Annotated in this window: 19 protein-coding genes; 4 read left to right on the plus strand and 15 right to left on the minus strand. The window is 45.0% G+C overall.

The window, feature by feature from the left end; all coding sequences use genetic code 11:
* The first annotated feature begins 102 nt into the window (after positions 1-102).
* From ACFPIB_RS10590 to polA, 3 genes are all read left to right on the plus strand, one after another.
* Positions 103-1,011 carry a DUF3667 domain-containing protein gene (locus tag ACFPIB_RS10590; RefSeq protein ID WP_378017425.1) on the plus strand — a complete coding sequence of 303 codons (909 nt, stop codon included), beginning with the start codon at positions 103-105 and terminating at the stop codon, positions 1,009-1,011.
* Between the two features lie 106 nt (positions 1,012-1,117).
* Complete coding sequence (locus tag ACFPIB_RS10595) at positions 1,118-1,414, plus strand: hypothetical protein (protein WP_378017426.1); 297 nt, start codon at positions 1,118-1,120, stop codon at positions 1,412-1,414.
* Between the two features lie 42 nt (positions 1,415-1,456).
* Positions 1,457-4,294, plus strand: coding sequence for a DNA polymerase I (gene polA / locus ACFPIB_RS10600; protein ID WP_378017427.1), 2,838 nt, complete (start codon positions 1,457-1,459; stop codon positions 4,292-4,294).
* A 138-nt stretch (positions 4,295-4,432) separates the two neighbouring features.
* Here polA and ACFPIB_RS10605 read toward each other — a convergent pair whose 3' ends face one another.
* From ACFPIB_RS10605 to ACFPIB_RS10640, 8 genes are all read right to left on the minus strand, one after another.
* Positions 4,433-4,915, minus strand: a complete 483-nt coding sequence (locus ACFPIB_RS10605; RefSeq protein ID WP_378017428.1) for a lipocalin-like domain-containing protein — start codon at positions 4,913-4,915, stop codon at positions 4,433-4,435.
* A 240-nt stretch (positions 4,916-5,155) separates the two neighbouring features.
* Positions 5,156-6,019: a hypothetical protein gene (locus ACFPIB_RS10610; RefSeq protein ID WP_378017429.1), complete on the minus strand. Its 864-nt coding sequence runs from the start codon at positions 6,017-6,019 to the stop codon at positions 5,156-5,158.
* 199 nt (positions 6,020-6,218) lie between these two features.
* Complete coding sequence (locus ACFPIB_RS10615) at positions 6,219-6,653, minus strand: hypothetical protein (protein WP_378017430.1); 435 nt, start codon at positions 6,651-6,653, stop codon at positions 6,219-6,221.
* 238 nt (positions 6,654-6,891) lie between these two features.
* Positions 6,892-7,389: a lipocalin family protein gene (locus ACFPIB_RS10620; RefSeq protein ID WP_378017431.1), complete on the minus strand. Its 498-nt coding sequence runs from the start codon at positions 7,387-7,389 to the stop codon at positions 6,892-6,894.
* A 185-nt stretch (positions 7,390-7,574) separates the two neighbouring features.
* Entirely contained in the window at positions 7,575-8,054 is a 480-nt protein-coding gene (locus ACFPIB_RS10625) for a DUF5004 domain-containing protein (protein WP_378017432.1), read from the minus strand.
* Between the two features lie 364 nt (positions 8,055-8,418).
* Positions 8,419-12,663, minus strand: a complete 4,245-nt coding sequence (locus tag ACFPIB_RS10630) for a T9SS type A sorting domain-containing protein (RefSeq protein ID WP_378017433.1) — start codon at positions 12,661-12,663, stop codon at positions 8,419-8,421.
* A 653-nt stretch (positions 12,664-13,316) separates the two neighbouring features.
* Positions 13,317-14,738 (minus strand): SGNH/GDSL hydrolase family protein, encoded by a 1,422-nt coding sequence (locus tag ACFPIB_RS10635; protein ID WP_378017434.1) that lies wholly within the window; start codon positions 14,736-14,738, stop codon positions 13,317-13,319.
* A 15-nt stretch (positions 14,739-14,753) separates the two neighbouring features.
* Positions 14,754-15,986 carry an OmpP1/FadL family transporter gene (locus tag ACFPIB_RS10640; protein WP_378017435.1) on the minus strand — a complete coding sequence of 411 codons (1,233 nt, stop codon included), beginning with the start codon at positions 15,984-15,986 and terminating at the stop codon, positions 14,754-14,756.
* A 231-nt stretch (positions 15,987-16,217) separates the two neighbouring features.
* On the opposite strand from ACFPIB_RS10640, the gene ACFPIB_RS10645 reads away from it, so the two are divergent.
* Positions 16,218-17,126, plus strand: a complete 909-nt coding sequence (locus ACFPIB_RS10645; protein ID WP_378017436.1) for an NAD(P)/FAD-dependent oxidoreductase — start codon at positions 16,218-16,220, stop codon at positions 17,124-17,126.
* A gap of 47 nt (positions 17,127-17,173) precedes the next feature.
* Here the strand turns inward: ACFPIB_RS10645 and ACFPIB_RS10650 are convergent, their stop codons facing one another.
* The 7 genes from ACFPIB_RS10650 to ACFPIB_RS10680 all read right to left on the minus strand — a co-directional run bounded on the left by ACFPIB_RS10650 (position 17,174) and on the right by ACFPIB_RS10680 (position 23,136).
* Positions 17,174-17,821, minus strand: coding sequence for a hypothetical protein (locus ACFPIB_RS10650; protein ID WP_378017437.1), 648 nt, complete (start codon positions 17,819-17,821; stop codon positions 17,174-17,176).
* A gap of 169 nt (positions 17,822-17,990) precedes the next feature.
* A complete protein-coding gene (locus ACFPIB_RS10655; protein ID WP_378017438.1) occupies positions 17,991-18,350 on the minus strand; it encodes a hypothetical protein in 360 nt (119 codons plus the stop codon).
* Positions 18,351-18,434: 84 nt separating this feature from the next.
* Positions 18,435-19,409: a T9SS type A sorting domain-containing protein gene (locus tag ACFPIB_RS10660; RefSeq protein ID WP_378017439.1), complete on the minus strand. Its 975-nt coding sequence runs from the start codon at positions 19,407-19,409 to the stop codon at positions 18,435-18,437.
* A 137-nt stretch (positions 19,410-19,546) separates the two neighbouring features.
* On the minus strand, positions 19,547-20,305 hold the full coding sequence (locus ACFPIB_RS10665; RefSeq protein WP_378017440.1) for an EcsC family protein: 759 nt from the start codon (positions 20,303-20,305) through the stop codon (positions 19,547-19,549).
* Between the two features lie 220 nt (positions 20,306-20,525).
* A complete protein-coding gene (locus ACFPIB_RS10670) occupies positions 20,526-21,173 on the minus strand; it encodes a hypothetical protein (RefSeq protein WP_378017441.1) in 648 nt (215 codons plus the stop codon).
* 288 nt (positions 21,174-21,461) lie between these two features.
* Positions 21,462-22,286, minus strand: coding sequence for a cyanophycinase (locus tag ACFPIB_RS10675; RefSeq protein ID WP_378017442.1), 825 nt, complete (start codon positions 22,284-22,286; stop codon positions 21,462-21,464).
* Positions 22,287-22,461: 175 nt separating this feature from the next.
* Complete coding sequence (locus tag ACFPIB_RS10680) at positions 22,462-23,136, minus strand: septal ring lytic transglycosylase RlpA family protein (RefSeq protein WP_378017443.1); 675 nt, start codon at positions 23,134-23,136, stop codon at positions 22,462-22,464.
* Positions 23,137-23,454: the final 318 nt, after the last annotated feature.

Genomic DNA, 23,454 nt, shown 5'->3' on the forward strand with positions numbered 1-23,454 from the left:
TCAAATATTAAATAAAATATATGTTTCAGTTAAACGAAGCTAGCTAATTTTGTAAGTTGCTTCCCGTTTTAAATGAACCAGCAAAATTGCGGAACCTGAGAAATGGCTGAGAAAAAAAGAAGAAAATTTAACGACTGTCCGAATTGCACCTACCAGTTTAGCGGTATAAATAACTATTGCCCCAATTGCGGCCAGGAAAATCATAACCTGGATGTGCCTTTCAGCCACGTAGTTATGGAAGTGCTGGAAGGAACGCTGCATTTTGATACCAAGATCTTCAGAACGCTTAAGATTCTTCTGTTCAAGCCCGGGCAGTTAACCGAGCTTTTTATTCAGAACAAGCGGGCTGCGTTTGTCCCTCCTATCCGGATGTACGTGTTTATCAGCTTTATCTTTTTTCTGATCATTGCTGCCGTTTCCGGGCAAGAATCGGAGAAGGACGAAAGCGATGTAAAAATTGGTGCAATTATTTCTGAAAACATGAAAAAAGATAATTTTAGTATTCAGAATATGGCCACCATGTCCGATGCGGAATTAACTGCCCGAATTAAAAAAGCTGGTTTCGAGCCAACTGAATTCAATAAAAACCTGGGCCGCAAGATCGGTAAGTTTTCCGCGGCCAGCACCGAAGAGCGAAATCATAAGGTCTTCAAAAATGTATCGCTGCTCATGTTTGCCCTCATGCCACTTTTTGGCCTCATTCTGCAGAGTGTTTACTTCCGGCAAAAGAAACATTACATTCAGCACCTTATCTTTTCCATCCATTTTCATTGCTTCGCCTTTATTACATTCTCTGTATCGCTGTTGCTGGGCTATTTTACGCACCTGGAAGGGTTTGGCCGCGCCGCATTTTTAATCTGTTTAGTTTACCTGCTGCTGGCCTTGCAGCGCCTCTTCAAGCAAAGTTGGTCACGCACTATCCTGAAAACCATTTATATTTCGGGGGTATATTTATTAACGTTGGTGGTGTTCATGTTAATTGCCATTGGCATCAGTTTGGTCCTTATTTAATGCATTAACCGAAATATGGTGATCGAATTCTGTTTATCAAATAACCGTTGATCGAATTACGTTGATCGAATCTGTTTATCGGATACCGTAGAGACAAGGCAATTCCTTGTCTCTACAAACCACGATTAATAATTCCCGGTCTGCAATTTCCAAGCATGCTTTTTCGGATATTTGTATCCGAAAACCAACTGCTGCGGATTTATCAATCCGCGTTTCTGCGCATTTAACCGGCACATGCGGGGCAATAGACACGCCACAGGTTGCTTCCGGATTTAAAAATCCGAAAGAGCAGCTTCAAATTCCCATCACAGTATTGCGTAAAAAGTCCTCCCCTGAATCAGGGGAGGATTTAGGGAGGTACTTTTTAACCCCAAAACCCTACCGTTTTTACGCCAATTTCTAATTCGTAATTTCTAATTTCTAATTCTTAGAATTACCTTTGGAAATGGCACGTAAAAAACTCTTCCTGCTCGATGCAATGGCCCTTATTTTCCGGGCGCATTTTGCGTTCAGCAAAAATCCACGCATCAATTCCAAAGGCATGAACACGGGCGCTGCGCTCGGGTTTACCAACACGCTTCTAGACGTTCTGAACCGCGAAAAACCGGATCATATTGCGGTTTGCTTCGATGGTCCGGAGAAAACCTTCCGCCACGATAATTTTGCCGAATACAAAGCCAACCGGCAGGCCATGCCCGAAGACCTGGCTATTGCCATTCCGTACGTGAAAAAGATCGTGGAAGCCTTCAACATTCCCATGATCATTTTGCCGGGTTACGAAGCCGATGACCTTATTGGAACCTTAAGCTGCAAAGCTGAAAAAGCCGGCTACGATGTGTATATGATGACGCCGGATAAGGATTATTATCAACTCGTTACCGAACACGTTTTCGTGTACAAACCCGCTTTTTTAGGCAATGCCATCGATATTATTGACGTGCCGAAAGTGCTGGAAAAATGGGAAATCTCGAACGTGAAGCAGGTGATCGATATTCTCGGTTTGCAGGGCGACGCGGTAGATAATATTCCCGGCATTCCCGGCATTGGCGAGAAAACCGCGAAGACCTTAATTCAGAAATACGGTTCGGTAGAAAACCTGATTGCGAACGCGCACGAGCTGAAAGGCAAGCAGCAGGAAAACGTAATGAAGTACGCCGAGCAGGGTTTAATGTCGAAGGAATTAGCCACGATCCATTTAACGGTTCCGGTAGATTTCGACGAAGAAAAGTTTGAATACAACGGCCCCGACGAGGAAAAACTGAAAGCGCTTTTCGACGAACTGGAATTCCGGACGTTGGCGCAGCGCATTTTCGGAAACGCTACCCCTTCAGCCCCAAAAACTGCCAAAGCGGCTCCAGCCAAAATGGTGAAAGGCCAGAAATCGGATCAGCAAATGTCCATCTTTGATTCGCCGGAAACCGCCGTTGCCGAAGCTGACGGAGAAGGCGAAGCTGTTCCAAGTTTCCGTCGCGACATTAATAATTCGCCGCACGATTACCACTTAATAAACACCCCGGAACTGCGCCAGAATCTGATAAAGTACCTGAAGCAGCAAACCGAAATTTCCTGGGATACCGAAACCGACAGCATCGATCCGATCACGGCACGTTTGGTGGGCATGTCGTTCAGCTATATTCCCGGCGAGGCGTATTACGTGGCCATTCCGGAAGACGAAAAAGAAGCGCAAAGCATTGTAAATGAGTTCCGGGAGATCCTGGAAAGCGAAGAAATTCTGAAAATCGGGCAGAACATTAAGTACGATATTCTGGTGCTGAAACGCTATGGTATTTCGGTGAAAAAGCCGATTTTCGATACCATGATCGCGCATTATTTGCTCGAGCCGGATATGCGCCACAACATGGATCTGCTTTCGGAAACCTACCTGAATTATACGCCGATCTCCATTACCGAATTGATTGGAAAAAAAGGTAAAAAGCAGATCACCATGGCAGAACTTTCGCCGGAAGAAATTTCGGATTATGCCTGCGAAGATGCTGATGTAACCTTAAAACTGAAGCATTATTTCGAGCCGCTGCTGGTTAAAAACAACCTGAAAAAACTCTTCGACGAAGTGGAAATGCCTTTGATTACGGTTTTAGCTGAAGTCGAAAAAGAAGGCATTGCGATAGATTCCAAAGCCATGGCCGAAAGCTCGAAAGAACTGGAAGGCTACATTGGTGAAATTGAAAAACGCATTTACGAACTGGCCGGCCAGGAATTCAACATCGGCTCGCCGAAGCAGTTGGGCGAAATTCTGTTCGATAAAATGGGCCTGGGCGGTACGAAACTGAAGAAAACCAAGACCGGACAAGCCGCCACCGGCGAAGAAGTGCTTTCCAAACTCGCTTCCGAACACGAAATTGCGCAACTTATTCTGGATTACCGGCAGCTAAGCAAGCTAAAATCTACGTACATCGATGCGCTGCCGCAGTTGGTTTGCAAGCTCGATGGCCGCGTGCATACGTCTTTCAACCAGGCTGTGGCCGCAACCGGACGATTAAGCTCTACCAATCCAAACTTACAGAACATCCCGATCCGGACGGATAAAGGCAAGGAAATACGCAAAGCATTCGTGCCGCGCGATAAAAACCACGTGCTGCTTTCTGCCGATTATTCGCAGATCGAGTTAAGAATTATTGCGCATTTCAGCGGCGATGCGACCATGAAAGAAGCGTTCCAGAAAGGCATGGATATTCACACTTCAACGGCGGCCAAAGTATATAAAGTAAAGCCCGAAGAAGTTGATTCGGAAATGCGTCGGAAAGCCAAAACCATCAACTTCGGGATCATTTACGGCATTTCTGCATTTGGTCTGGCCGAACGTCTGAAGATTCCGCGCCGCGAAGCTGCCGATATCATTGAAGCGTATTTCCAGGAATTCCCGGCTATAAAGGAATACATGGATAACGTGATAAACGAAGCGCGCGAACAGGAATACGTAGAAACCGTTTTAGGCCGCAGAAGATACTTGCGCGACATCAATTCCCGGAACCAGACTGTGCGCGGTTATGCCGAACGAAACGCCATAAACGCGCCAATTCAGGGAACCGCCGCCGATATCATCAAAATTGCGATGATCAACGTACAGGACTGGCTCGAAAAAGAAAAGCTGCAAACTAAAATGATATTGCAGGTGCACGATGAATTGGTGTTTGACGTACCGCTGAACGAAGTAGACAAAGTAGCTCCGAAAATTGAAGAGCTCATGAAAAATGCCCTGCCGCTAAGCGTACCGATGGAAATTGGTTTAGGCACTGGTAGCAATTGGCTCGAAGCGCACTAAAAACGGTAGGGTTTTGAATCTGAAAAGTGCTGGTTATTGCAATTGCTTAAAAAAACGTAGGGTTTTCAGCAAAAAAAGTATAGTAAACAAAAAAGCGAAGGTGGTGGCCTTCGCTTTTTTATTTGAGATAGGTTTGAATTACTGAGCAGTGAAAGTAGTGATAGCAGTATAAGTTATACCTTGCTCTGTACCGCTGTCTTTAACCACCATTTTAGTAGCGGTCAATTCAACAATCTCCATTTCAGTTTCATCTGTGCCTTCAGTAATTTTTATTTTAGTTTCGTTGCTCGTAAAGGCCCAGGTGCCGGTAGTAAAGGTCTGAGAATCAGCTGTGTCGCATTTTGTAGCGCCTTCATCTACCGTATAAGTGCCGTTAGCTGCAAACTTCTCCAGGTTGTCTAATTCACAAGCAGTATAGAAAGTATTGGTAATATCTATATCTCCGGAACCATTCATGTTCAGGGTCTGCTTCGTCATTTTCCAGTCTTTGGCTGAGATCAGCTGCGTTTTGGTTGCCGCCGGAGTTACAGGAGTTGGGGTTGGATCTTCTTTTTTGTCATCGCCACAAGATGTAAAAGTAAACGCGGACGCCGCAGCCAACAGGAATAAATAATTTTTCATAAATGTTGTTAATGAAAGTTTAAGTGTTTTTAGGTGATTGTTGTTGTGCCTAAAAATACAGGGTTTATGTGTAATTGCAAGTTTGTTCACCGCTATTTTCCCTTGTTTGCCGTAATAAATGCAGTTTGTTAAATCCCGGATTTTCCTGAAACGAATAAGTTTAAACTATGCAGTTCCTATAAACCAAAAAAGCGAAGGCCATAACCTTCGCTTTTTTGGTTTTCTATACTTTGTAGTTTGTTAATGAATATAAGTAGATATTCCAATAGTACCGTTATACTCTTCTCTTAACACCAAGGTGGTAGCTGTTAATTGCATTACTTCAAAAACGGAACCGTCAAGTACTAATTCTGTGTCGTTTTTGTTTAAAAACCAGTACCCGAAACCGATATTGTACGGGTCTGATGGATTGCATTTGGTTGGGCCCTCATAAAGGTAATACTGATTATAAGAATAAGTCCATCTGATGTCTATTATATTATCTCTTTCGCATGCAGGCATTGAGCTGAATACATCTGTAGGCTGTCCTCCGGGAGATTGCATGGTCATGGCCGATAATTTCCATGGTTTTGAAGTCAATAACTTAATTTTAGCAACAGAATGCCATATTTCATAGGTTGCTGTATATTCATTGCCATTTACAGTTTGTTTCAGGATCATTTTAGTATCATTCAGTTGCGTAATACTAAAATCTCCGGTAAGGCCGGTTTGCGACTGATTTGGGTCAGTTATAGTCAGGGTGTTGGCATTTTTCAAATTCCAGCTTCCATTTCTATCCGGCTCTGCCGGGGTGCATTCACCAAAACCCACCTCGATCTTAAGTGTATTATTTTGCGTTTCAAAAATATAAAGGTCATCTTGTTGGCAACTTGGATAGGAATTATTGTACAAGTCAGTATAAATGGCCTGGCCGGCTACATTCTGAGTCAAAGCAATTAACCGCCATTTCTTTGTTGTAAGTAATTGTTTAGTTAACTCAATAGCAGCCGGGTCGTCAGCCGGGTCTGGCTGAACGATAGGGGCTGGATCCTTATCGCTGTTATCATTACAAGAAGTAAGGCCAAGTGTAAAGGCCAGTAGAACAAGAAAATAAAAGTTTTTCATGCGTAAACTGAAAAGTAGCAGATATGAACTTAGGTTTGAAAAAGATAAATGTACTAAATATTTAGTATTCAATGTTGCCATATCGGGTAATTATATTTTGTAACGTTGCCACTATAAAATGGTAGAGTTTAAGCTGGGAAAACCCATAAACAAAAAAAGCGAAGGTGGAGGCCTTCGCTTTTTTTGTTTGTTGTTTAAATTAAAATTGTGCTTCAAAAACGGTTAACTTTTCAGTATTGCCAACTAAACGGCGGAGTACCATTCTTCTTTTTGTTAATTCCACTATTTCATCGTTCAGCGGTAAACTTTTAAAGCCGGCATCCAGATTACGTTCCTGGTTCAGAAACGACCAGCGCGCTACTTCTACAATCTGCGGTTTGCCTTCCTCTTTGGTTGGCCCTTCATCACGCACTGCTTCGCCGTTTGCCTTAAACCGGAAAATATCGTCGCGGGAGAAAGGACTGGTTTTGAGCGCATCGGGCAAATCATTAAAAGCTATCTCATCGCTGGAAACCAAGGTCCAGTTCGTGCTCGTGATCAGTTCCATGCGCGAAGCGGTTGGTGCAACGCTGTTTACAGCGTCATCGTCATCGTTGTCGCATGCAGTTAGGGCCAGGCATGCGATTCCTGCCATAGTGAATAGTAAATTTTTCATAAGTTTGTTAGTTAAAGTGCTTGTAATATGATAATTATAAATACGAGACTGGTGTTTTTTTAAGACAGGTTTTCACCCGGTTTTTTTATCAGTTGCCTTAAAAATTGTTGAAATCTATTTCCTGATCTTTCAGGCAGAAAAAAATAAACCCCATAAAAAAATGCGAAGGTTTAGTGCTTCGCATTTTTTTATGGGGTTCTATCTGTAAAGGGCAAAATTATTGCGCCGTAAACGTAAGGGTGTATTCGCTGTCGTTAACCGTTTGCTTAAGGATCATTTTTGTGGCCGTAATTTCTGAAACGGCAAAATTACCGGTCATGCCGATCATGGTTTGCGAAGGGTTGGTAATTGTGAGGAAAGTGCTGTTGTTGTTCAGATTCCAGGTGCCGCTTTTTTCAGTTTCGCCGGAAGAGCATGTGTTTTGCCCCGGCGCAACCACTAACGCATCAGGCGAATTGAATTTATAAAGATCGTCCTTCTGGCAATTCGGGAAACCAGATTTGTAAAGGTCCGCCTGTAAAGCCGATCCGGGTGCACCTTGAGTAAGGCCGGTCAGGCGCCAGGATTTAGCCTGCAGGTATATGATCTTGGGAGTAGTGTCGGTTTCAGGGGGTGTATTCGGAGTATGGGTTATAGGCTTGACCGGATCTTTTTTTTCGCAGGAATAAAATGCCAGGGAAGCGCCCAAGGCAAGGAACAATGTATATTTTTTCATCTTGATTAATGGTGTATTAACTAAAGCAGATTGTAAATATAACAAAGAATTTAAGATTATGGCTTCCAGAAGCATAAAAATCAGCAGCATTAATAATAGCGCCTGAAAACAAAAAAAGCGAAGGGAATGCCCTCGCTTTTTTTAATTCAACTCATACATTTTTGTCTGACGGTATGCGATTGTGTTTAGTGCTTATAGGTTGAAGTAAACGTGTATGTGGTGCCGGTGCTATCTGCTACCGATTGACTAAGAACTAACGTGTTGCTGGAAATTTCCGTTATTTTATAAGTAGTAGCTGAAGACGTATTGCTGGCAGTTGTTGTCAATTCAGTATCGTTATTTCCCAACGCCCACGTTCCGGAGCGGAAAACCTGCGGATCGGCCGGGTCGCATTTGGTAGCCCCTTCTTCTTCCGAATACGTTTTGTCGGATCTGTAAATCGTAATATCGTCTAAGGTGCAGGCTTTAATAAATTGCGTAAGGTCGGTTTCTATTGTGCCATCGCCATTAAAATCGAGGGCCGGGTTTACTGTAGAAGACGTAATTTTCCAGGAACCTGATGTCAGCAACTGCGTTCTGTTTGGATTTACATCTTCATCGTCGTTGTCGCAGGCAGTGAAAATAAAGACACAGGCAACTGTTAGTAAGCGTAAATAATTTTTCATAAGCCTTATAAGAAACCGTTTAACAATCCATTTATAACGAAATGCTCATGAGGAGCAACAGAACTATTACGGAAATATTAGTTCACTGTTTAGTTAAGTCATTGCGTATCACTTACCGGCTGTTTTCGAGGTTTAAATCAATCATATTAAAAACGGTATAGTTTCCAGCCTGAAAAGTCAAAAACGCTATGCATTTCACTGCAAAAAGTAAGGCTTCAATAATTTCCCTAATCTGTTGAGTTTTCATAACCTCTGAAGCTTACCAGTTCTAAAAACGGTATGCTTTTAGGCCTGAAAAGTCAGGGCATAAAAAAAAGCCCTCCGTATTTACGGAGGGCTTTTCTATTTTAATTCAGCAGCAAGCTTATTCTACGATGAGCTTGTTGATCTGCACGCCTTTTTCAGAAACTACTTTAAGCAGGTAAGTACCGGCCGCCAGGTTCTTCACTTGCAGTTTGGTTACTTCCTGTCCGGCTTTCACGTTTTCCTTCACGATCAGCTGACCAGTCAGGCTGTAAAGCTCTAAAGCAGCATCGTGTTTGTAACCAACCAGCTTCACGTTGAATTTACCGTTGCTTGGGTTCGGGTAAACACTTACGCTCATGCCCGCCATGGCACCTTTAATACCGGTGTTGGTAATATTCACCGCAGCCGAAGTATCAGAAGGACAACCTCCATCCGTTACTACAACTGTATAGTTACCATTAGCAGTAGTCTGGTAAGTCTGGGCAGTTGCACCAGTAATAGCTGTACCATTCAGATACCACTGGTTGCCCGTAGCCGCAGAAGAAGTCAGTTCCTGACCAGAATCACCACCTTGCGTAATAGTTGGCGTAGCCGGACGAGGATTTACCGTAACAGCAGTAACCGTAGAAGTATCGGTACAACCTGAAGCATTTTCAACCACTAATCTGTAGTTACCCGCAGCTTTAGCGTTGAAGGTAGCTGTAGTCGCACCAGTTACTGCAGTGCCGTTCTGTAACCACTGATACGTTACACCGGTGGTTGTAGTAGCACCCGTCAGCATTACCGAATCGCCGGTACAGATAACGGTTGTGCCGCTGGCCGAAATAGTTGGCTTGGCTGGTGCAGGCGTTATAGTTACCGTAATGGCATTAGAAGCGGCGCTGGTAGCTATTCCTAACGTTGCAACGGCAGTATAAGAGCCGGCTGTAGTTGCAGAATAAGTAGCAGCAGTAGCACCCGGAATAGTTACGTTATTGTTCAACCACTGATAAGCAACCCCTGGCGTAGTAGAAGCGGCAGTTAAAACTACCGAGCCACCCGGGCAGAAAGTAGTCGCGCCACCGGCTGTAACGGTTGGCGTAGCCGGTTGTTCGTAAATGGCAATGTCATCAAACGCAAAACCTTCTTCTTCCGTGTATAAATCAGAAGCAAAAGCAATACGTAAACGCACATTAGCCTGACCACCCAGACCGGTCAATGCGTGTGAAGCGGTAACCCAACCGCCACTGCCGTCGGTGCCTGTACCAGACCAGCCAATAAAATTGCCGTTCAGTGAAGCAGGTTGATTACCTGGGTTGGCATCTATGCTATCTGAATTGTACCAGTTATTCGGATCGCCGAAAGCACCTACAGTCTGCCAGGTTGTGCCGCCATCAATAGAAGATTGCAGTATCGCACCATCCCAGTCAGTTTCAATGCTCCACCATACTTTCATGGAAATGCCAGGGTTGGTAAGGCCGGTAAAGTTGAAGCAAGGGCTGGTTACTGCCGAACTTTCAAATGCATTATGATCGCTGGTTAAGCTCGTAACCCATGAATTTGTGCCGGAAGCAGCCGAATTGATAATGGTTTTTGCCGGAGTTCCTAAAGCCCAGGAAGAATTTCTGCCGCCTGCTAACCAGCCTCCGTTACCACTATCAAAGTTCTGGTTGTAAGGGAAAGTGGCTACTACCGGAACAGAATTGATGGTAATCTCGATAGAATCGTTATTTGCCAAAGCATCGCCGCTCAGGTCTGTAGAAGCTGCCAGTGTATAAGTACCGGCAGTGGCAAGGTTAGCGGGCGTAGGGAAAGTAAAGTTAACAGAAGCACCCGACGCAAGCGGACCAGGTACAGTTCCGATTACCGGCGTGCCATTGTTCAATGTGTAATGCACCGGAATATTGGTCTGAGAAGCAGTACCCGAGTTGAAAACGGTAATAGTTACGTTTTCCTGCGCAGATAAGCCGCAACCAGAAACCGGTGCCGTAATTGCAGTTACCCCTACATCGTTAGCTGCTAGATCAAATTCGTAAGCGCCAATGTCCGGAGTGGTAGCGTTACGGGTTGCGCCGGTAATATCGGTAGTTACGGCTGCTAAAGGCTGGCCGGCATTGTTCAACGCATAAGCTGTTGGTTGCAGGTTGCCCGTAGCTACATTTACAAAACGCGGATCTACCGAAACGCTGTTCACATCGAATGGAGCTGTTGTATTAGCAGTTTGCCAGTCAGCCAGGGTAGCGTAAGTAGTGCCATCGTAAATACCTATTGTGCCTTTCGGTACCCACAGGTTATTGTTGTTGCTTTGAATAACGGAAGCTACCGTGTTGAAGTACAGCGCCCGCTGATCTGCAAAAGGACTACCGGTGTTTATTGCAATGTTGTTGTTAATGAATTTGATGTTGGTAGCAGCAGTGGTTTGGTGGAAACCGCGGGAAATACCGGTGCTGGCCGCGTTATCAAAATTAACAGTATTGTGGTAGTAATAAACGCCGTCGCTGCCTGTGTTGTAAAAACCATAAGTAGTGCCCGTATTGTTGAAATTGTAGATCAGGTTGTTCTTGATAACGTTTTCCGATCCGGCCACAGCGTCGCTGGATGTAGTATAAATACCATAAGCAGTTCCGGTAAGCGAAGTTGCGCCGTCGTGCGTATTATGAATGCGGTTACCATCTATAATAGAACCAGTAGAGTTATCGCCCATATAAACACCATAGAAGGTTGTAACGGTAGCTCTTGCCGGCCGACTGATGTTGTTGTTGCGGATCACAGTGTTGTTTGCCTGATCCAGTTCAATACCAGTGCCATAGAAATTCTGGATAATATTGTTGATGATCTGGTTGTTGCCAGCGCCCGGAGTTGCGGCCGAAGCATTGCCATTCACGTGAATACCTTTGTGACCGCCACTGATCGTATTGCCGGTAATCAGGTTGTTATTGCCATTATTACCATTAGTGGTTACCGCAGTAGCAGAATTCGTAAATACAATACCAACCGAATTGCTTTCCGAAGTGCTCAGGGAACCAATATTGATGGTATTATTGCTGATGGTGTTGTTATCAGCGCCATTCATAAAATGAATACCCCAGCCATAATCTGAAGTTCCGGTACCGGTTGTAGCAATGGTAAAGTTGTTGATCGTAACGTAGTCGGCGCCATCCAGTTTAAACATGGCACGGGTAGCAGAAACCGGAGCTGCAGAAACGGTATTGCCATTGCCATTAAAAGTCACGGTATTGGTAGCGCTTGCCCCCAAAATTTCCGGAATTACCACCTGCTCGTTATAAGGACCAGTGCCCGTAACCACATCGAACGTTACCGGGCCGCCAATGCCGCATGCAAGCGAATTAATAGCATCTGCAAAAGTCTGGAAGTTGGTTGCACTGGCCGGCACGTTTTTATTGATCGTAAAATTGCCGCTTATCAGTGCCGGAGAAGTTACAGAAACAGCCGTAGAATATGCCGTTTGGCCGCTACAAGTAACTGCTGCGCGGTAGTAATGCGTGCCGGAAGTTTGAGAGGTCGTAAATATCGGGCTATTTGAGGATGGACCAACTGCAGTCCAGCCGCCTGTACCGGTTGCTGAGGTTTCCCATTGATAAGTCTGCCCGGTTCCAAAAGAGCTTCCCGTTAAATTTAAAGTGAAATCAGTATTGGCGCACAAGTTCGTTTCGCTGGTAGTAGCTGTACCTGCTGTTGGGGGCGCAGTACAGGCAGTAGTAGGAATAATATCCATACCGAAATCATTGTGAGTCGTATTCGCGGTACCGGTGGTAGCTGTTAAAGACTGACCTGAAACACGTTTGTTGCCGGTGCTGGTAGAAGTAGTGGTGCTTATGCCACCGGTTTTTGCCGTGTATTGGATTTCAATGATCAGAGATTGTGTATTATCATACTGAAAATACGGTGCCTGAAGCGGGATTTCGAACCATTTGCCGGCAGTATCACTAGCTGTAACCGTTTGTAGCGCGGCATAATGCACAGTAGTTAAGCCAGTGTAGAAAGATGTGCTTGGAATTGAGGCATCAGCGTTTTGCAAAAAGCTTACCTTAAAATTACTGTAAGTTGCAGACGCGCTTGCCGCAGAATTCCGGAAATAAATCTTGGTAATATAACCCGAAGATGGAGTTGCGTTAAAATCGCCGGGTGCATAAAGGAGTTGCGTTTTCTGGCTCGCCTGGTTTAATGGAATGGTGTTTCCGCTTGTACCGGTTCCGGTTTTATAAAAACCAGGGGTTACTCTTTGCGCTTGTGCCTCTTGTGCAACACCTGCCCAGCCAATGGCAAAGAGCATAAGTAGAAGCCTGGAAAAGGCTTTTCTGTTTTTCAGCTGCTGCTGCCGGGGCGGCTTGGTAGCGCTGTAAAAAGATAAAAGTTTGTTCATTGTGTTTTAGATAAAAGGTGATAAAAGATTGATCATGAATCGTTCCGCAGAAACGGGGCTACTTTTTTGCGGAGAGTTCATCAGTAGTGAAATTCCGGGAAAACCCGGCGTAACGGAGAGCAAGTAAAGCTGCTGAACGGTTGAGAACGAAAGCAGGCTTGAGAAAAAGAAAACCTGAAATGGTTTCCCGAGTGGTTTTTGAAATGTTAATTTCTTGCAGGAAGGCGGACTTTTACTTCAGAAAAGGATGAGAAAAGTATATGGCCTGCGTGCTTTTCAGATGTTAAGCAGCTTGTTGTAAAGTGTCGGCTATGATCTATTTCCGTTCCCGGAGTGCCTGCCAATAGAATAATAGTGTAATATAGTTTGCATCATAGTAGTAAGGTTGGTGATCGAAAAGCTGCTTGTTTAAGCTGTATCGCCAGATTTATCTTAGTAATTCTTTTAATAATCTTATAACAAGTGTCCAAATATATTAAATATTCCTTATTAATCAATTTACTATCAGGAGTTAAGCTAATTCCATAGCAGGCAAATTTGTATTTTTCTGTTTCACGAACCGGTTGTTTCTGAAAAACGGTATGCTGTAAAAGCAAAAAAAGTCGCCCGGTTACGAGCGACTTTTTTGTGGTAAAACCATAGCGTTTTTTCGGTTAAGGGAAAAGCACTGCGTTATAAGCGTTCACATTTACCGTAGGAAGTTTGGCGTTATATTTCGCGTTAATGGTTTTAATGAACTCGTTGGCTACCAAGGCATAACCACGCGGCGTTAAATGCACCCCGTCCAGGCTGAAAATATTACCTGAAATGAAGGCCGGCGTATAATTTACCGCATTAATAACCAGGGCAGGCTGTCCGTTTACCGGCAGAATAGAAGTGAAGAACGGATTTACATCGAATACTCCCAGGTTGTTATTGCTGGCAGTTTCCTTAATAATAGAATTGAATTTATCGGTTGCAGCGGTTACGTTGGCTATTTCGGAGTTGTCTAAGATCAGCGAACTAGGTAGCGGGTTTTCCATGCTGAAACCGAACGCTTTGGTGGTATCTGTAACGCCATACTGTGCCAGCAATACAGGCAAAGCTAAAGCCGGAAGCTGCTGTCTTTTCAACAGGTCGCGCCAGTATTTGGCTGTTGGCAAACCTAAAAGCGGCAGGTAAGCGCTGGCCGTTAAAGGAACCAGTACCGTTCCGCCGGAGGCATCTTTAATGCTGGTTGTTGGCAACGGTATTTTAGTATTTCCCGAACCGGTAAGAATTATCATGCCCGGAAGGCCTTTGGCTGCCAGGGTTGCTTTTAAAGTAGGGCCAACCGTGGTAAAGAACGGAATAAGGGTTACGTCCGGAATGGTTGCTACCACACCTTTTGCGCCGCTTTTGGTAAGTGCCTTCGTTAGGTCTTCGTAATTGGTCCGGAAAGTAGCTTCGTCGGTAATGGAAGCGGTGCCCGTCATACCGCCCGCGGTAGCGTAGCCAAGCACATCGTTATTGCCGAGCCAGTTGGTGAAGAATGTCGGATTACTAGCTTCAACGCGCTCCAGATACGTCTGGTTCTGATTATTATCCGGAGTAATGCGTTCGAAATACGGATTGCCTGCGGTGCTGCCGTAACCTGCTGTTTTAATATCAGCGATCCGGATATCGGGCACACCCAGGTTTTGTACCGGGCCAGTATATTCAATATAAAGCGGAGTGCCTTTGGAATTAACGCCTCTGATCGCCAGGTTATCGGTTACGGTTGCAATTTTAGGCGTGCCATCAGCATTAAAACCGGCTAAACGCAAATAACCGGAACCATTCGCTTTATCTTCCGGGAAAAGTGGTTGCGGGAAATCGCCGCCGCCAGCCAGTTTAAATTGGCCCGCCAGAATATTAGGGTAAGAATTGATCTGTCCGGAACGATACAAGCCCCCATCGGCATAACCTGAGGTCAGGGAATTGCCAACAGAAACATAACGGGTAAAATCGGCGTCGCCTTTGCTTATTTCCGGGGCGTCAATTTCCGGGTCGCAGCCGGTTAAAAAAGCTGCTGCCGCCAGAGCGGCTAATCCTGATCGGGTTATGTGTTTTTTCATGATTTTCTGCTGCTATTAAAATTTGTAACTAACGGCCAGGCCCGGAATGTTAACATTGGTTTTATAGGTGCCGCCAATGCCGCCGGAAAGATCCGAAAGATCGGTCCGCTCTTCTTTGCTGATGTACAGGAACGAGGCATCGATCTGGAAATTATCGCTAACCGCATAGCCTAAGCCACCCGAAATTCCGATCGCATTCGCATCCGGCGTTTCCGGCGTTAAATAACCATCCTGCACAGGCGTATTATCGTAGTAGCCGCCGGCGCGTAACGCAAAAGCATCGGTTATTTTATATTGGGCGCCCAAACGGTAAATATACACGTCTTCGTAATTGCGGGCGTTTTCGGTAAACGTACTGCCGTTAATGGCTGCTCCGTATTCAAAACGCAGGTTCTTGTAAGCACTCCAGTTCACGCGCTGTACATCGGCTGCAATGGTCAGGGCTTCGGTTGGCGTAAAACCAATGCCCAGCGTAATATTGGCAGGCAGTGGCAGTTCGGTAGTAAAAGTAGTATTCGGGAAACGCGATGCCAGGGAAGAAGCCACCTGGAACGTTGCATCTCCTTCGTCCACTTCCATGTTCACCTTAGAACGGTAGGTTAAACCCACCGAAAACTTATCGTTTGGTTTAAAATAAATACCGGCATTATAACCCCAGCCGCTCGCGCTGCCATCCAGTTCAGCGTGGCCGTCGTTGGCGTCCTGGTCCTGCACCGGAATGCTGCGTTGCAGGTTTACGCCGCCGCGACTGTAAACCACGCCCGCGCCAATACCAACTTTATCTCCAATTTTATAGCTAACCGTTGGCTGAATAAAAATTGCACTTAATTCCAGCTCATTCAAACCATAACGGCCGATCCATTCATCGCCCCATTTTACTTTGCTTCCGAAAGGCGTATAAACCCCCAGGCCAAATTTCAGGCTGCTTTCTTCTTTTCCGAAAACGCCATAAGCCGAGAAAGGCGTGCCTGTAGGGTTGTCAGATTTAGCGGTAGTGTTGCCGGGAGCCGTTTCGAGGTAAGCAATTTTAGAAATTATGCCGCTGGCGCCCAACTGAAACCCGTTTTGCCGCAGATGACTCATGGCGCCGGGGTTAAAAAATACGCTGGCTTCGTCTAGAGCCAGACCGGTGCCCGCGTGCCCCATGCCTATTTGTTTTTGCCCCTGCAGGTTTACCTGGAAACCGCCGGCCTGCACCATTCCGGAAAGCAAGGCACAGCCCAGAAAGGTTAGTAATTTTCGTTTCATAGTTAAGAATAATGATATAGTAGTCCGCTAAATGTATAAAACTATTTCATCATTTCCATAGACTTTACCCAAATTTATTATGCTTGCCGATTACTGTTTTTGAAAGAAGTTTGCCTAAAACGGTAGGGTTCTGGTGCAAAAAAGTAAAAGGCTGTTCCGGAGAATAAAAACGCTGTCATTTTCAGCCTGAAAACCCGACCAAAACTGCGAAAATTCCGTTAAGCGAAAGTTATGCAAAACGAACACACATACGATGTAATGATAATTGGCGGCGGACCGGCGGGCCTGAGTGCTGCCATGGTTTTAGGCCGCTGCCGCCGCAAAGTAATTCTTTTCGATACGCACAAACAACGCAACCGCTTTTCCGATGCTATGAACGGCTTTATTACCCGCGATGGCATTAAACCTTCTAAATTTATAGAAATTGCACGCGAAGAACTGGTTGAATACCACGTGGTTTTGCGGGCCGCTACCATAAAGAAAGTGCATCATACCAAAGGCGGTTTCGAGGCCGAAGATGAAGTTGGGGAGAAATTCCGGTCGAAGAAATTACTGCTGGCCACCGGCTTAAAAGACCGCGTTCCGGAAATTCCCGGCATTGAAAAAATGTATGGCAAAAGCGTGCACCACTGCCCGTATTGCGATGGCTGGGAAAGCCGCGATAAACCCATTGCCGCTTACGGCAAAAACCGCAACGGCGTAGGCCTGGCTTTATCTTTAAAAACCTGGAGCGACCACGTAACGCTTTTCACCGATGGCACCGATAAACTTACCAGCGACGAAGTTTCGCAGCTTAAGCGGAACGGCATTGGCATAAATAAGAAAAAAATAGCCCGGCTGGAAGGAGAAGAAACGCAATTAAAGCAAATTGTTTTAGACGATGATACTTCCGAAAAATGTGAAGCCATGTTCTTTAGCACCGGCACCGACCAGCAATGCGATCTGGGAAATATGCTCGGCTGTGAGTTTACCCGGAAAGGCGTAGTAAAAACCCGCAAACTGCAAAAAACCAACGTAAAAGGTCTGTTTGTGGCCGGCGATGCTTCCCGCGATGTGCAGCTTGTAATTGTAGCCGCTGCCGAAGGTACCAAAGCCGCCGTAGCCATTAATATGGAACTTCAGGAAGAAGACCGGCAGTAAAAAACGCTATGGTTTGAGGGGTAAAAAGTCCGGAGCCATAGCGTTTTTTAGTTGAAATATAAATTGAACTGATAAACGATCTCGCCATAAGAGGCTGTTGCTATATAATGGGTAGCGGTTTTGTCCAGGATCCGGTATTTATACTGGTCGCCTTTCTGGCTGAACTGCCCTTTATTAGGGTCGGTGCTTTCCAGGAAAGTTAAAATGAATTCGCAGTTGTTTTTGGGTTTAAAATCGAGCCGGGAAACATATCTGGCTTTGCCAACCGTTTCCTGCCATACTCCGCCCGATAACGCAACCCGGGTAGTATCGCCGTTGCCTTCTATGTAAAATAGCTGCCGGTGGCTGGCAAGTTGCTGGCAAACGTCGTTCGTTAATTTTGTTTCCGGGTTGATTTTAAGCAAAACCCAGTCGCCTTTCACCGGGTTAAGTTTATCGAGGATCCTTACATATTCGGTGCAGTTCTTTTGCAGCTCAAGATCAATATTCCGGGCCAGTTCCAGCTTTTCCGTTTCATCTTCGGCGTTCGCAAAAGCTTTTCCGAGCACCTTGGTAAAGCAGCTCTTAAATTTTACCGAATCTACACCTGGTTCCGTTGCCAGGCAATTGCAATAGCTTTTCGTAATATTCCTGCTCTGCCCGAATACCACGTTAAAAGATAAACTCAATAGGAGAAGCAAAAAAATGTTTTTCATATAGAAGCTAAATTTTGCTTCTAACATACAAAAAAATCTTTATATATAAACATTAATTTGCTTTTAAGGGTGAGATTATACTGGATTTTTTATTTGTCAGCTAAAAAAGTGCCAGGTTTTTTTATTCTGAAAAGTGTTGCAGGCTACAACATGAATAAAAATCCGGACCTTACTTTTTCCCTTCTAATTCATACGTTACGCCATCCACGGTTTTGCTTTGCTTTTCAATTTGCTTGTCGAGCACGATCTTCAGGCCGGAACCGGTTTGTTCAATTTCCATAATGGCTTCGCTGGCAGTTGGGTCCTGAAATCTGGCTTCGAAAAGCTGCGTAGTATCCTGCGGGCCGGCCAGTATAAACTTGTAATGGAACTTCTCGGTACCGGTGAGCCACATTTCATACATCAGGTTTTTGCCTTTCACTTCGGTGATCACTTCGCTGCGCACCCGGTCAGTTTTTTCCAAAGCATCGCAGCTGGCCAGGGTAAATACGAAACTGAAAAATACAAGTAAGTCGCGGAGGATTTTCATGATAAGGGAGTTAAGTTAAAAAGGTAAGTTACCCTTTCTTCTACTGATTTCAAATTGTGAATTATTCAGAAAAGAATGCAGCTGTTATTGCCGGTAAATTCTGAAGATAGAGGTTTTGCTTTTGGTTTGTATAGTCAATAAATATACGCCGGCGCGCAATTTTTCCAGGTTTTCTATCCGGTTACTGGCAGCATGTCCTTTTATAAGTTCCTGTCCGGTTAAGTTCGTTATGCTGTAATTAAAAGGTGCCTGGAAACCCTCAACAGAGATATTGTCTTTAAAAGGATTAGGGTAAAGTGAAATAGCGTGGGGCTCAATTTCCTTAATTCCTGTATAACGGAAAATATCGCCATAGCTGCCGGCAAATTCAACCGAACAATCATAATACACCTTAAACTTCCAGAACCTCCGGTTGATGCATCCACTCAGGCAATCTCCCCAGCCATAAGAATAGATTAACTCCACGTGACCGGTATGAATGGAATCCTGAATATCATTGCCGTCGCCGCCAAAGCTGCCTGGGTGTGCATACTGTACGCCATTAATTGCCTCAAACATATTGCTTAAAGCGGAAATGTTGTAATTGCTGTCTGATTTTAAAACAACAATTGGATTGAAGATTGTGAAAGTCCGGTCAAAAGTTAAATGGTACTTGGTTATTAACTGATCAACATAAGCATCGCCGGTATTCATATTCCCTAACTGAAGTTGCTGCATCCAGGGTAAGCTCCCGCTGGCAGAAATTATTATAGAATTCATTACCGGGTGTGGAAAAGTATGAATATCCAGTAGCGAAATCACTGTATCGCGGGCTGCGAGATTTGAATTATAAACCGCAAGCATTGCATTTAGTACTGTATCTACGTGGGTTTTCGGAATAACTACCGAGTCTTTGTAGGCCAGATTGTTACGTAGTATCTTTCTTAAGGCCAGCCGGCTTGCATCTTCCTGGTATAACCCAACAATACTATCCTGTGCTGAACAGGTAGAAGAAACCGTTTGTGCATGCGCTAAAGTTGTTCCATAAGAAAGCAGGAAGATAAGTAAAGCTCTGATCATAGCATTATCTTTTTTGTCTTGAAAGAGTACGATTTTCAGGAATATGCACACCTGTTTACAGGACGTACAAATACCGCCTATCCGTTGCTTGCCCGATCAAATAAATAATAAAACGCTATGCTTTCCGCCCCAAAAACTCAAATTTCTGAAACTCCGGTATCAGCCGCTGCATTAAACCAGCGCATGCGGTAAGCATTTATGGCCGTAACGCCCAGCTTCGTAGTGAGTTTATAATTGGCTACAACCCCAACCGGCGCGCCAATAACCGGAATAAGCTGCGCCATTTTAGCCAGGTCTATGTAATCTCGGTATTCCTGCTGAAAGCTCCGCCAATCGAACTGGTGAATATCGGCGGGCAGGTTTTGCTTGTGCGTTTCCCAGTTTGCCATTTGCAAATAAATTTCGCGGCGTTTTTCAGCACTGCTAAATGCCAGCTGAAATATGTAAAGCAAATAGATCCGCTCGCGGTAATCGTCGGAAGCAAAGCCATACAAAGCGGATATTTCAAAAAGCAGTTTCAGTTTCAGGCTCAGGAAGATCGGGAAATCGGCGAGGCCCAGTAAAAGGCCGCCTGCGCCCGTAATGCCGCCTTCTGCCGCTGCCGCCGTCCGGTAAAAGTTTATCCGTTCCAGCACCTTCGCTTCTTTTTCCGCCAACGAAACCGCCGTAACCTGCTTCCGGGAAACGAATTCTGCGCCAAACAACACGCCCCTGATCATTTGTTTCATAGTAGCGGTAATTGCCACGTGGATCTTTTCGGGAATGAAGCTGTTCATTTTCTGCTGCATTTTTCTCGAAACCCGATCGGTGAAGGAAGGCGGACGCAGCATTTTTTCCTGCCAGGCGGCCAGTTCCCGGCGCACATTTTCATCGGCAGCAGCAAAAAGATCGGTCATGGTTCAGGAACATTCAGAAATACCTGAAAAGATACGGATTTCAGCCGGAAGGTTTACCGGGGGGCGGAAAACGCTATGCTTTTAAGGTGAAAAACTGAAATGCCATTGAAGCTCAAATGCCGTGATACAAGCAAGCTGTACATAGACAAACGCTTCAGGCAAAAAAAGAAAATAAAAACGGTAGGATTTGGGAGGTAAAAAGTGGAGCAAAGCCGGCTGGTTAATTATAGTAGAGTTTAAACTGGTAAACCACGCTGCCATGCGAAGTGGTAGCGATGTAATACGTAGGCGTTTTAGCTACCAGCCGGTATTTATACTGGTCGCCTGGAGAACTGGACCGATTGATGCCGGGGTTGGTACTGCCCTGAAACACGAGCACAAATTCACCATTTTTTCTGGGCTTAAAATCGAGCAGTGAAAGGTGTTTCTTTTTTCCTACCGTTTCCTTCCAGATCCCATTCGCTAAATTCACCCGGGTGGTATCGCCGTTGTCTTCCAGATAGAATAAATTCTGATGGGTGGCTAATTGCTTACACGCATTTTTGGCAAGGTTCGATTTCGGGTTGGTTTTAATTATTTCCCAATCGCCTTTCGGCGGGTTAAGTTTATGGTGCAGACGCGCATATTCGGCGCAGGTCTTTTGCAGATCTATATCTACCATAGCTGCCAGTTCCAGCTTCTGCCGTTCATTTTTCTGTTTCCTGAGTTCAGTTGCCAGTACCTTGTCAAAACAACGTTTCAGCTTTACCGAATCTGCGCTTGCTTCCGTTTCCAGGCAATGGCAATAGGTATAGCTTATATGTAAGCGTTGCCCGAAAGCAGTAGTAAAGGCCAGGCAGCCCGTTATCAGAAGCAGGATCAGTTTCATAATTCAGGGAAAATCAAGAATTAAGTGCAATAAAATCTTGATATATGAATATAAAACGGACTGCTTAAAGAATAATCCGGTTACTAAACGCTATTTTACGTGAAGGGGGTTAATAAATAAGGTGTACAGGTAACAGATCGGGGTAAATATGATGCGCCTGAAAACCGATTTGCGGGCGGCGTACAAAATTGCCGAAAAGCTAAGGCGAGAAAATGTGCAAAAAACCGGTAAACATCAGTTTGGTATTTTTAGCAAAGTGCTGTTTACCGGTTTTCTTTAAAAGATGAATCAGTCTTCTTTTATTGCTTTTACGTTCATTGGCTGGAACAAGCGTTCGGCCAGGCAATAACGATAACCTTCCACCAGGAAATGCATAGTCAGGTTTTCTACGGCCACCGGCGCACCAAACTCCACTTCATCCAGATTTGTAGAAAGTATTTTGCTGCCGTCTATGATTGTTACCACGCCAATGCCAAATGCTTCTATCTGGTCGCCTTCCCTGATGATCACACCCGTGCCTTCGCCTAAGCCTACGCCAATGTAATCGGGCCACTTGGCAACCGCCATGGCTAAACGCCCGAAGCGCCCTCTTTCCGTAAAATGCGAATCGATGTAAACACCGTGAATAAAAGAAAGTGCGGTGCTGGTTTTGGTACGTCCTTTTTCCAGCGAATAAGAACCGTACCCTTCGTAGATCATTCTATCCGATAACGCCACGGCGCCCGCGCTGGTACCCGCAATCACAATTTCGTCGGTAATGTAGCGTTCGCGCATAATTTGCAATACCTGCGTGCCGCGCAGAAAATCGGCAATGCGCCGCTGGTCGCCGCCGGTAAAAAAGAGTACATCGGCTCTGCGTATGCGTTCCATGTTTTCGGGAGTATCGGCTTCGTTCTCTTCGTCTATGCGCAAATAATGGGCGTTACACAAACCAAGTTCCCGGAAAGCATCTTTATAAGCCTGCCCCGATTCGTCGGGCTCCGGCGCCGCCGTGGTAATTACTTCTACATAAGAATCGGTGTGGCAGAAAGAAGAATGAATAAGTTGCAGCAAAGCATCGTCGCCGCCGCCGCCAAGTGCAATTAAAGTACCTTTTATTTTCAGTTGATTCATGTAAGCTGGTTATGCCGTTAGCAATGCTTCAGCCCGAATACGTAATTAACGGGCAAAAAGTAGTATTCTGGTAAAAATAAGCCGCTTTTTATGTGGGCTGAATAAGAAATAAAAAGCCCGCATACCAGTAGTTTGCGGGCTAATAAGTTTAAAAAGGGCAATATAAGGTCTTGATTCAGCCGTTACCCTGGCGCACCAGGGTTGGTATTCCGGCTTTGGAAAGTTCGGTTTTCACGCGGTCGGCAATCTGGCGATCGGTAAAGCGGCCCGCCAGCACGCGGTGCACCGTTTTGCCGTTCACAGTTTCCTGCGTAAGCGTAACCAGCACATCGTTTTGCAGCGCTTTGATCTTTTGCGATTGCAGTTCTGCATTTTTCAGATCGGAAAAAGAACCGGCCTGGATCACGTAATACACTTCCGAAACCACCGAATCTGGCAGGGTAGCAGTAGTTGCTACTTCGGAGGCCGGCTTGGTAAGAATTTCCATCTCTACCTTGGCAAGTCCGCTCCGGATCATGTCTATTTCGCGGGCAGCCGCTTCGGAAAGGTCTATCAGGCGGCGGCCTTTAAACGGACCCCGATCTGTAATGCGAACAATTACCGACTTGTTGTTAGCCAGGTTTGTAACTTTTACCTCCGTGCCAAATGGCAGGGAAGGATGCGCAGCCGTAAGTTTGTTCTTATTATAGATCTCGCCGTTGCTGCTCTTGCGGCCGTGGTATTTGGTGCCGTACCACGAAGCGGTTCCGGTTTGCGTTTTGCCTTTACCGGTAGCAAACGCTGAAATATTCAGCGCAAAAAAAATGATGAGAATAAAGCTGAAAACATAATTTAGTCTTCGTAAATCCATGTGTTCCTTTATTGGTGAACCGCAAATCTACGAACGATTTTTTTAAAAACTAATTTTAAAGCCATTTAAGCGCTTATCGGGGTGTGGCAATGAGGGGATATGCATACCAGCAACTACGGTTTAAAAACGTTATAATTCAAAAAGTATGTTTCCATATGGCGCTTACGCGTACATTTTTCCGGGTGTGGTGCAAAACAAGATTCGTATTTAAAAAGACTAAAAAAACCTGGAACTTTTTTTCAGATTTTTCTGTCCGCAACCGTTTTGATTAGTTTTTTAGTAAAAAATGATAGCGTTTTTAGCAAAGTTGATTTTCGG

This window comes from Adhaeribacter terreus (assembly GCF_042657365.1).
GTDB classification, from domain to species: domain Bacteria; phylum Bacteroidota; class Bacteroidia; order Cytophagales; family Hymenobacteraceae; genus Adhaeribacter_A; species Adhaeribacter_A terreus.